The organism is Williamsia sp. 1138, assembly GCF_002095435.2.
GTDB lineage: Bacteria > Actinomycetota > Actinomycetes > Mycobacteriales > Mycobacteriaceae > Williamsia.
The window spans coordinates 154,651-164,310 of record NZ_MJEJ02000040.1; the positions used below are offsets into that span (position 1 = coordinate 154,651).

The following is a 9,660-nucleotide window of genomic DNA, read 5'->3' on the forward strand; positions in this document are numbered from 1 at the left end:
GTCAGTGGTCGACGGAGAAGCCCGACCGGATCGCGTGTCGCTCGGACGCGAGTTCGACGAGGCGATCGATCAGTGCGGGGTAACTCAGTCCGGAGGCCTCCCACAGTTTGGGGTACATCGACGCCGGGGTGAAACCGGGAATCGTGTTGACCTCGTTGAGGAGCCAGCCGCGGCCGCCTTCTTCGTAGAAGAAGTCGACCCGGGCCATGCCTGAGCACCGCAACGTGCTGAAGATGGTGGTGGCCAGCTCCCGGACCCGATCGGACTCCGCGGGAGGTAGTTCGGCCGGGATGACCAGCGCCGCAGCACCGTTGACGTACTTGTCTTCGTAATCGTAGAACTCTGATCCCGGCCGGATCTCGCCGGCGACGGACGCCTCCGGGAAGAGGTTGCCGAGCACCGCCACCTCGACCTCGCGGGCGGTCACGGCTTCCTCGATCACCAACACCTCGTCGTACCGCAGTGCGAACTCGATGGCCTCGGCGAGTTCGGCAGCGTCGTGCGCCTTCGAGATACCCACCGACGAACCGAGATTGGCCGGTTTGACGAACACGGGCAAGCCGAGCTCAGTAATGGTGCGTTCGACGAGCGAGGCGGTCTCACCGGTACCGGCGCGGAACTCGATCCAGCGGCACTGAGGAATACCGGCCTGGGCGGCGACGATCTTGGCCATCGCCTTGTCCATGCACAGCGCCGACGAGAGCACCCCACTGCCCACGTAGGGCACATCGGCCAACTCCAGCATTCCCTGGACGGTGCCGTCCTCGCCGTGCGGGCCGTGCAGCAGCGGCAACACGACCGTCGGCCGATCGCCGCCGCCGGCGATCTCCGCCAACGGCTCCACCTCGGTGCCCGCGGGTTCGAGGGAGTCGGGCAATGCGGGTGTCGCCTCGGCGAGTGCGGCGATCGCCTTGTCGTTGCGGATCCACGTCCCGCCGGTGGTGATGCCCACCGGGATCAGCTCGTACTTGGTCCGATCCGCTGCCGCGAGCACGTGAGCTGCGGTAACGCACGACACATCGTGCTCGGCGGACGCGCCACCGAAGAGGACCAGGAGCCGCAGACGGCCATCATGTGCGGGTTCTGACATGCCGACACGATACCGAACCTCTGATGTGCGGATCACCGATGGGATTTCAGGCTGTGCAGGTCAGCGCTGAAAGGGTTCGGGGTGTGCGCCGCACGGCGATGCCGGTAGCGTCGACGCGTGCGATTCAAGGCGAGCGACGTGGCAGCGGCAACCGGTGGTTCTCTGGCAGGCCCGGATCTGGACATCGACGGCGCCAGTATCGACTCGCGCAGCGTCCGGCCGGGGCAGCTGTTCGTGCCGATCGTCGCCGAGCGCGACGGCCACGACTTCATTCTCAAGGCCCTGGAACAGGGCGTAACGGCCTTTCTGACCGACCGCAGCGGTATCGATCGCGGCGGCGACGTGGCTGCGATCGAGGTACCCGACACCGCGCTCGCCCTTGCCGACCTGGGGCGGGCCGCACGCAACCGCGTGGGCGGACCCGTCGTCGGGGTCACCGGATCGGTCGGGAAGACCTCCACCAAGGACCTGTTGGCCGGCGTCCTGGCCACCACCCTGAAGACGACCGCGAACGAGCGATCCTTCAACAACGAACTGGGTCTGCCGTTGACCCTGCTGGGCGCCGCGGACGACACCGAGGCGGTTGTCGTCGAGATGGGCGCTCGAGGAGTGGGGCACATCGCGCTGTTGTGCGGCATCGCCCGTCCGACGGTCGGCATCGTGACCAGAGTCGAAGGTGTGCACCTCGAGTTGTTCGGTGATCTCGAGTCGGTGGCGCGAGCCAAGGGTGAGTTGATCGAGGCCTTGCCGGACGACGGTCTTGCCGTGCTCAACGCCGACCATCCGGTGGTCGCCGCGATGGCATCGCGGACAAGCGCCGGGGTACTGCGGTTCGGGCTGTCTGCTGATGCCGACGTTCGTGCCGAGAACATCAGCATGGATGACGAGCTCCGAGCCAGTTTCTCGCTGCGTACCCCGTGGGGTTCGGCAGAGGTGAACCTCGCCGCCCGGGGGGAACACCAGGTGGCCAATGCACTCGCAGCCGCCGCAGCGGCCGGCGGCATCGGGGTCGGTGTCGAGGCGATAGCAGCAGGGCTGGCCGGCGCCGCCATCTCCGGGCTGCGCATGGAACTGACCCGCACCGCCGGGGGAGTGCTCGTCCTCAACGACGCATACAACGCCAACCCGACATCCATGGTGGCCGCCCTCGACTCTCTCGCCGCCCTCGCAGCAGGTCGCCGGATCGCGGTACTGGGTGTGATGGCAGAACTCGGCGCATCCGCGCCCGCCGAGCACCTCGCCATCACGGCCCGGGCGCGGGAGCTCGGGATCGACGTGATCGCGGTCGCCGCGGACGACTACGGACCCGACGCGGTGCACGTCGCGGACGTCGACGAAGCGGTTGCCGCTTTGTCCGATCTGCACGCCGGAGATGCGGTGCTGGTCAAGGGTTCCCGTGTCGCAGCGCTGGAGCGGGTCGCGGCTGCGCTCGCAGGGGCCTGACCCGACCATGACGCCCGGTCCAGCCACGAATGCTCCCGGGCGCCGCACCGACTCCCTGACCGGGATACGCGCGCTGGCGATGATGCTGGTGTGCGCAACACATGCCGGCTTCTGGACCGGCAAGTACACCGACGACTTCGAGGGCTGGTTTTTTGCGCGACTCGAGGTCGGGGTCGCGATCTTCTTCGTGTTGTCGGGTTATCTGCTGTTCTCGCCCTGGGTGCGGGCGCTGCGCGAGGACGGGCCGAAACCGGATGTCCAGCAGTATTTCTGGCACCGCGCACGACGAATCCTGCCGGCCTACTGGCTGACGGTTCTCGGGGTGTACGCGATCTTTCTGTGGCGCGAGGACACCTCGACCCTCGGGCACGGCGTCGGCGGATTGCTGCGCAATCTCACGCTCACCCAGATCTATGGGTTCGGTCACCTGCATTCCGGGCTGACCCAGATGTGGTCGCTGGCAACCGAGGTCGTCTTCTATCTGCTGCTACCGGTGTTCGCATGGTTGATCTGCCGGGTGATCTGCCGCGGGCGGTGGCGACCGGGCCGGATGATCGGCGCGGTGTCTGTGTTGATGTTGATCACCCCGGCCTGGGCGGTCCTCACACACGAGTCAGCAGACATCGACGTCACGGCGCGACTCTGGGCACCGGCGTTCCTGGCCTGGTTCGCGGGCGGCATGTTGCTGGCGATCATCGCGCAACTCGTGCGCAGCTGGCATCCGTCGCTGTCCATTCTGGTGGCGATCCTCGCGTTCCAGATCTCGTGCACGTCGCTGGCGGGCGAGCCGACGATCACACCGAACTCGATGTCGGCGACCATCGTCAAATCAGTGCTGTACCTGGTCATCGGCTTCTGTCTGATCGCACCGCTTGCCATCGGTCCGGCGGGCAATTGGTGGGACAGGGCGATGTCGCGGCCGGTGGTGGTGTGGTTCGGTGAGATCTCGTACGAGTTCTTCCTGGTGCATGTCATCGTGATGGAACTCGTCATGGACCTGCTCGACTACCCGATTTTCACCGGCTCGGTGGTCGGGGTGTTCATCGTCACGGTGGTGCTGTCGACGCCGGTCGCCTGGGCGCTGCACCGGATCACGGCACCGCTCTGGCATCGCAAAACGGCCCCGGTCGCCGCTGTCCGGTAATACTGGATGAAAGCCCCATTTTCGGAGGACCCCATGGCCCAGCACTCTGCATCCACCGCCGGCGGCGGCGCCGCGCAGATCCGCGGGTGGTGCGATCGGGCGAGGATCCCGGGTAAGCACCCCGATCTCTCGGACCCGGCGGCCATCCTGATCGCCTCCGGCTTCCTCTCGGACCAGGCCCGCGCGGTCCTGGTCCGGCGCAGCACCGCCGGGCTCCCCGTGCCTGCCATCGGCGGTTTCGGTGAACTCCGCAGGTTGCAGCGGGAGATCGGTCAACTCGAGGACCAGTTGCGCAACCCACGGCTGCCCAAGGTCGCAGCCATCATCGTGAAGTCGCGGGTCGTGGCCCTCGGGCGCCGTCGCGACACCGCACGCAATCTGGTGACCGCGTCCAAGCCGGTCTTCGCCGGATCGGTTCGGGGTATCCGGCGCGAACGTCGCGAAGGCCTGCACCTGGACTTCAGCGAGCGCGAGCGATTGTTCAACGGTCTGCTGTTCACACCCGCGCCGAACAGTCTCGACGGCAACTACCTGCGCCGCGCCGGTGCGATGGCGGCGAGCACGGCGGCAGGGGTACTCGGGCAGTTGTCAGACGGACGTTCGCGCGCCGGGCAGTGGGTCGCGGACAAGGCGGCCGTCATCGACGGCTCCGATGTCGAGGGCACCGCGACCGCGAAGTTCGTCGACGGTTACGAGACCATGCTCTACATCGCCGGCAACGCCTATGACCGGATCGTCCGCTCCGCGGCCTGGCGCAGCGACCATTTCGCTGTCCAGCGGTCGCAGATCAACGTGCACGCCGAATTGGCCGAGATCGCGGCCGACGTGATCAACCTCCGCACCGTCCGGATCGAACTGGACCGGGTCCGCATCGTCGCGGACTCCGACGCGCGTCTGGCCGAGCAGTTGCGCTCGCGGGAGGCCGAACTGCGACCGGTGTGGTCGCAGCTGATCGATCGGGTCGGGGCGCTGTGGGACGTCGCCGACGCCGTTGCCGCCGCGGCGCAGGAACTGCAGATACTCGACCAGGTGAATTACGCCGGGACAATCGATCTCAGGATCGACCAGCTGATCGCGAGGTCGGGGGAGCGGGAGATGTCCGCCGAGAACACCCGCCGGCTGGGCGAGCAGCTGGGTGCCGGGCGATCTCACCTCCGGGACTACCGAAATATCCTGCAGGGCAACGTCACCGGCATTCTTGGAGAGCCCGTTGAGAATTCGGTCCCGCCCGCCCCTGCCCGGGGTAGGCCGCAGCTGGGCAAAGAGACGGAAGGCTGACGGGGTTCAGTCTCGGCGCCACTGCCGTAGATAACCCTTTTCCAGGTCGGTCAGTCGCCGTAGGCTCTGCTTCTCTATGTCGACCACCGCCATCTGCGTGCTCGCAACGCATGCGGGTCTGGAGTCCGGCGCCGCGCCGGCGCCGCGGATCTCGTAGCCGATTGTGAAGTCCACAGAGCGAAAAGCTTTGATCCACATGGCGATAGCAAGAGGACCGTCTGTGTGGCGCAGTTGGGCCTGATACCTGACCTCCACGGTCACGATCATCGCGCTCTTGATCAACGGCGCGTATTGCTCGCCGGCGCTGACGAGCCAGGCCACCCGCGCTTCTTCCATCAGGGTGATCATGCGGGCATGGTTGATGTGCCCGAAGGCGTCCATATCCGACCATCGCACCGGTACCTGGGCGACAAACGCGAACGAATCTCCGGAAGCGTCTGTCTCGTTGTGCATATGCCGGATTCTCCGTGTTCGTTGGCGGATATGGGGGTCGGTACGCTCGAGATTAGCCCCCTGTCCTGGGCCTTCGTCGGATAGGGCAACGCGCTCGGACCGCGGGCGAATCGGACGTCGTCTGTGAGTTGGTTAAGAGGACTTTCCCTCCGGTCACTGCCGTCGGTAGCCTTCGCGTTCTACTCGTCCCACAATCCCAGGAGTTCATTTGATGCTGCGTTCCTCAGGCGTGTTCCGGGTTCTCGGCACGTTCGCCGCATGCGGCGCACTGCTCGTGTCAGGTGCGGGCGTAGCCCTGGCCGAACCCACGCCTCGGACGGCGCAGATCGAGAAGACCACCGAGGTGTCGCCGCAGCGACACGACTTGATCGTCTCCTCGCCCGCGATGGGCGGCAAGGTCCAGATCAGTGTGCTCACCCCCGCCGATCTGAGCTATTCGCGCGGCACGCTCTACCTGCTCGACGGAGCCGGAGCCGAGGACAAGGTCAGCGACTGGCTCACCAAGGGCGGCGCCGAGGACTACTTCGCCGACAAGGACGTCACCGTGGTCCTGCCGTCGGGCAAGGGCGCTTTCTACACCGACTGGCAACAGCGTGACGCGGCGGTCGGCAAACCACAGTGGGAGACGTTCCTGACCAGGGAACTGCCGCCGCTGATCAACTCCACGTTCAACGGGAACGGCAACAATGCGATCGCCGGGCTGTCGATGGGCGGCCAGGCTGCGTACGCGTTGGCCGCGCGGCACCCTGGGCTCTACACAGGGGCGGGATCGCTCAGCGGCTGTCCTCCGGTGACGGGCTTGGCCAACGAGGGCTACGTACGGACGACGATGGCCAAGGACGGCGGCGACGCGACCAACATGTGGGGTCCGTTCGGGTCGCCGGGCTGGGCCGCCCACGACCCGTCGAAGCGGCTCGACGCGCTCCGGGGCAAGAACCTCTACATCTCGGCGGGGTCGGGACTGCCCGGACCGCTGGATCAGACGACCGAACTCGACGACGGCATGAGCCGGGAGCAGACGATCGCCGCCGGGGCCGCACTCGAGATCGGTGCGTACCGCTGCTCGGTGGAGTTCGCCGTGGTGATGCGGGCCCGCGGGGTCGGCGCGACGGAGAATTTCCACCTCATCGGCACCCACGCCTGGCCGTACTGGGCCGAGGACCTCAAGGCCATGTACCCGGTGCTCGCCAGAGGTTTGTAGGACTTCGCTCGCCGCACCCGGGCGCTCGGGTAGGTTCCCAGATCGGGGCGGCGACGAGAGCAGGGATTTCTTGGTGAGACGAGGACCGCGCGCCGTGCGCCGGTTGGGTGTCGCCGCGTTCGCGGCCGTGGCGATGATCTCGGGTTCTTTCGCACCGGCGGCGGCGCATCCGGTGACCGCATCCGTCGACCGTGTCGACGTCGTCGGTCCGCAGCGTCACGACCTGCTGATCAATTCACCCGCGATGGGCCACCCGGTCCAGATCACCGTCCTGTTCCCGCAGACCTCGCAGGCGCGTGGCAGTCTCTACCTGCTCGACGGCGGTGGTAGGAAAACCGGCGTCAGTGATTGGATCAACGAGGCGGACGCGGAGAAGTTCTTCTCCGACAAGAACGTCAACGTGGTGCTGCCCGCCGGCCAGGGTGCGTACTACACCGACTGGGAGCGCACCGACCCGGCCTTCGGCCGCCCGCGGTGGGAGACCTTCCTCACCGACGAACTGCCACCGCTGATCGACGAGCTCTACAACGGCAACGGAAACAACGCGATCGCCGGGCTGTCGATGGGCGGGCAGGCCGCCTACACCCTCGCGACGCGCAACCCGGACCGCTACACCGGTGTGGGTTCGGTGAGCGGCTGCCCGCCGACGACAGGCGCCGGCAACGAGGCGCAGATCAGGGCAGTCGTCGCCAGGGACGGTGGCGACGCCTCCAACATGTGGGGTGGCTGGGGCGGCCAGGGCTGGGTGGACCACGACCCGGCGCGCCGACTCGACGCACTTCGTGACATGAACATCTTCATCGCCGCCGGATCCGGCGTACCCGGACCGCTGGACCAGAAAACACGCCTGGATCCCGGGCGCAGCCGCCTCGAGAAGATCGCGACGGGGTCGGTGCTCGAAATCGGGGCGCGTGAATGCTCGGAGAAGTTCGCCGAGCTCATGCGTGCCGACGGTCTCCGGCCCACCGAGCACTTCCGCTCGACAGGTACCCACGCGTGGCCTTACTGGGCCGAGGATCTGAAGGTGATGTACCCGGTGCTCGCCAGAGGTTTGTAGGCGTCCCAGATCCTCGCCGGGTGGGTGGACGGCTCTAGCGGGCGGCGCGAGCTTCCGCGAAATCCAGGAACGTGTTGTTCTCGTGCGCCTCGGTCACCGTCACCCGAGCGCCCTCGCCGGCGAACGGCCGGATGATGACCCCGGCCTCGGTGGCATCGCGCGCGAAAGCGAGCGCGTCCTCGCCTAGATCGAGCCAGATGAAGTTGGCCTGACTCGGCGGGACCGAGTACCCGGCCTGCCGAAGTCGTCCGGTGACGCGCTCACGCTCGATCGCTATCGCGTCGGTGCGGGCGAGGAGTTCGGGCGCGGCATGCAGGCTGGCGATCGCCGCGGCCTGGGCCAATGAGTTGACGCTGAACGGGACGTGGACCTTCAGCAGCGCGTTGGTCACCGCCGGGTCTGCGACCGCGTAACCCACCCGCAGCCCGGCGAGTCCGTAGGCCTTGGAGAACGTCCTCAGCACGACCAGGTTCGGGTACCGGCGGGTGAGCTCGATCGCGTCGAACCGCTGCGCCTCAGAGGGCCTCAGATACTCGACGTAGGCCTCGTCCAACGCGACCAGCACGTCGGCGGGAACTCTTGCGAGAAAGGCTTCCAGGGCGTCGGCATCGACCACTGTGCCCGTGGGGTTGTTCGGGTTGCACACGAAGATCAGCCGGGTGCGATCGGTGATCGCGTCGGCCATCGCGGGCAGGTCGTGGACGCGACCGTCGGTCAGCGGCACCTGAACGGGGGTGGCGCCCGCCACCCGGGTCGCCAGCGGGTAGGTCTCGAACGAGCGCCACGCGAAGAGGACCTCGTCGCCGGGCCGCGTCGCGATGGTGATCAGGTTCTGACACAACGTGACCGACCCGCACCCGGTCTGCACGTTCTCCGGCGCGACGTCGAGGTGTTTGGCGAGCTCACTCGTCAGCTCGACTGCGCCGTTGTCGGGGTAGCGATTGATCGCGGCGGCCGCCTCGGCGATCGCGGTCGCGACGCTGGGCAGCGGACCGAAGGTCGTCTCGTTGCTGGCCAACTTCAGCGCGCCGGGGATGTTCTTACCGGGTACGTAGGCCGGGACGTCGGCGAGGTCGGGGCGGATGTGCGGTGTCACCTGACCCAATCTAGGCCACGGCAAAAGGCCCCCGACAAGCCGGTTTGCTCCGGCCGCTATCTGCTGTGTACTGTTTTGCTTCGGCAGTTCGAAAGGACTCCACCAGGAGGCGTGCCAGAGCGGCCGAATGGGACTCACTGCTAATGAGTTGTCTCGCTAAAACGAGACCGGAGGTTCAAATCCTCTCGCCTCCGCCAGAGCACCAGCCTGACGAAAATTTAAAAGCACGCGCCCGTAGCTCAACGGATAGAGCACCTGACTACGGATCAGGAGGTTAGGGGTTCGAATCCCTTCGGGCGCACAAAAGTACGGTCCGGATCTGCATTCACGTGCGGTCCGGGCCGTATTTGTTTGGGCAGTCACGACACCGGTGAGGTATTTTCGGTGGGTGAGGCATACGCAGTGCACCCAAGGTATGGCGTTCGCGCCGACGTTGTGGGTCCTGCCGCATCCGGGCACCAATGGCTACCTGTCGACGTGGGGTGCTGTTCTTGCGGGCTATCCGCCGCGAGAGCGCTGACTTCTTCCGCCAGTCCACCCGAGACCGTGCCTCTGAGCTATTTACCGCAACCGTCAACACGATCGAGTCCTGAACGCGCTACCGTCTCTCGACCGCGGATCGCACGGAGCGCCCAGGTAACGGTTCTCGTCAACATGGAACGATCCGAGGAGAATTCCCATGCGTGACAACAGCAACCGACCCGGACCCCTCGCGCTCTTCGCGCGTGGTTCTTGGGCCGAGACATCCCGTGTGTCGAGCATCCTGCGCAAAGAGACCGTTGGCGGCGCGTTGCTGCTGGTGGCGACTGTGATCGCCCTGGTGTGGGCCAACTCGCCGTGGTCGGAGGCGTACACGAGTCTGGGGGAGTTGACGGTCGGTACCGACGCCTTGGGTGTG

General features: G+C 66.5%; 10 protein-coding genes and 2 tRNA genes. 9 read left to right on the forward strand and 3 right to left on the reverse strand.

The annotated features are described in order from the left end of the window. Position 1: 1 nt before the first annotated feature. Positions 2 to 1,090: a D-alanine--D-alanine ligase family protein gene (locus BH683_RS11715; protein WP_084836457.1), complete on the reverse strand. Its 1,089-nt coding sequence runs from the start codon at positions 1,088 to 1,090 to the stop codon at positions 2 to 4. A 117-nt stretch (positions 1,091 to 1,207) separates the two neighbouring features. On the opposite strand from BH683_RS11715, the gene murF reads away from it, so the two are divergent. Genes murF through BH683_RS11730 form a run of 3 tightly spaced genes read left to right on the forward strand, consistent with a single transcriptional unit; the run spans position 1,208 to position 4,955 of the window. Then, positions 1,208 to 2,533: a UDP-N-acetylmuramoyl-tripeptide--D-alanyl-D-alanine ligase gene (murF, locus tag BH683_RS11720; protein WP_084836436.1), complete on the forward strand. Its 1,326-nt coding sequence runs from the start codon at positions 1,208 to 1,210 to the stop codon at positions 2,531 to 2,533. 7 nt (positions 2,534 to 2,540) lie between these two features. After that, positions 2,541 to 3,677 carry an acyltransferase gene (locus tag BH683_RS11725; RefSeq protein ID WP_084836458.1) on the forward strand — a complete coding sequence of 379 codons (1,137 nt, stop codon included), beginning with the start codon at positions 2,541 to 2,543 and terminating at the stop codon, positions 3,675 to 3,677. A gap of 33 nt (positions 3,678 to 3,710) precedes the next feature. Further along, entirely contained in the window at positions 3,711 to 4,955 is a 1,245-nt protein-coding gene (locus tag BH683_RS11730) for a hypothetical protein (protein WP_084836437.1), read from the forward strand. A gap of 6 nt (positions 4,956 to 4,961) precedes the next feature. Here the strand turns inward: BH683_RS11730 and BH683_RS11735 are convergent, their stop codons facing one another. Then, complete coding sequence (locus BH683_RS11735) at positions 4,962 to 5,408, reverse strand: thioesterase family protein (protein WP_084836438.1); 447 nt, start codon at positions 5,406 to 5,408, stop codon at positions 4,962 to 4,964. 211 nt (positions 5,409 to 5,619) lie between these two features. Here BH683_RS11735 and BH683_RS11740 point away from each other — a divergent pair, with 211 nt between their 5' ends. Together BH683_RS11740 and BH683_RS11745 are read left to right on the forward strand one after the other, a co-directional pair. Then, positions 5,620 to 6,609 (forward strand): alpha/beta hydrolase family protein, encoded by a 990-nt coding sequence (locus BH683_RS11740; protein ID WP_084836439.1) that lies wholly within the window; start codon positions 5,620 to 5,622, stop codon positions 6,607 to 6,609. 73 nt (positions 6,610 to 6,682) lie between these two features. Beyond that, on the forward strand, positions 6,683 to 7,666 hold the full coding sequence (locus BH683_RS11745) for an alpha/beta hydrolase family protein (RefSeq protein WP_246833327.1): 984 nt from the start codon (positions 6,683 to 6,685) through the stop codon (positions 7,664 to 7,666). Between the two features lie 34 nt (positions 7,667 to 7,700). On the opposite strand, the gene hisC is transcribed toward BH683_RS11745, so the two are convergent. Next, a complete protein-coding gene (gene hisC / locus BH683_RS11750; protein ID WP_084836440.1) occupies positions 7,701 to 8,762 on the reverse strand; it encodes a histidinol-phosphate transaminase in 1,062 nt (353 codons plus the stop codon). Positions 8,763 to 8,867: 105 nt separating this feature from the next. Between hisC and BH683_RS11755 the strand changes: the two genes are divergently transcribed. The 4 genes from BH683_RS11755 to BH683_RS11765 form a co-directional block, all read left to right on the forward strand. Beyond that, positions 8,868 to 8,959: transfer RNA gene (locus BH683_RS11755), tRNA-Ser, on the forward strand. A gap of 31 nt (positions 8,960 to 8,990) precedes the next feature. Then, positions 8,991 to 9,063: transfer RNA gene (locus BH683_RS11760), tRNA-Arg, on the forward strand. A gap of 87 nt (positions 9,064 to 9,150) precedes the next feature. Continuing rightward, on the forward strand, positions 9,151 to 9,282 hold the full coding sequence (locus BH683_RS29150; protein WP_272874196.1) for a hypothetical protein: 132 nt from the start codon (positions 9,151 to 9,153) through the stop codon (positions 9,280 to 9,282). 159 nt (positions 9,283 to 9,441) lie between these two features. Beyond that, positions 9,442 to 9,660: Na+/H+ antiporter NhaA (locus BH683_RS11765; protein ID WP_210405196.1), on the forward strand; the 219-nt coding region annotated here is incomplete at its 3' end.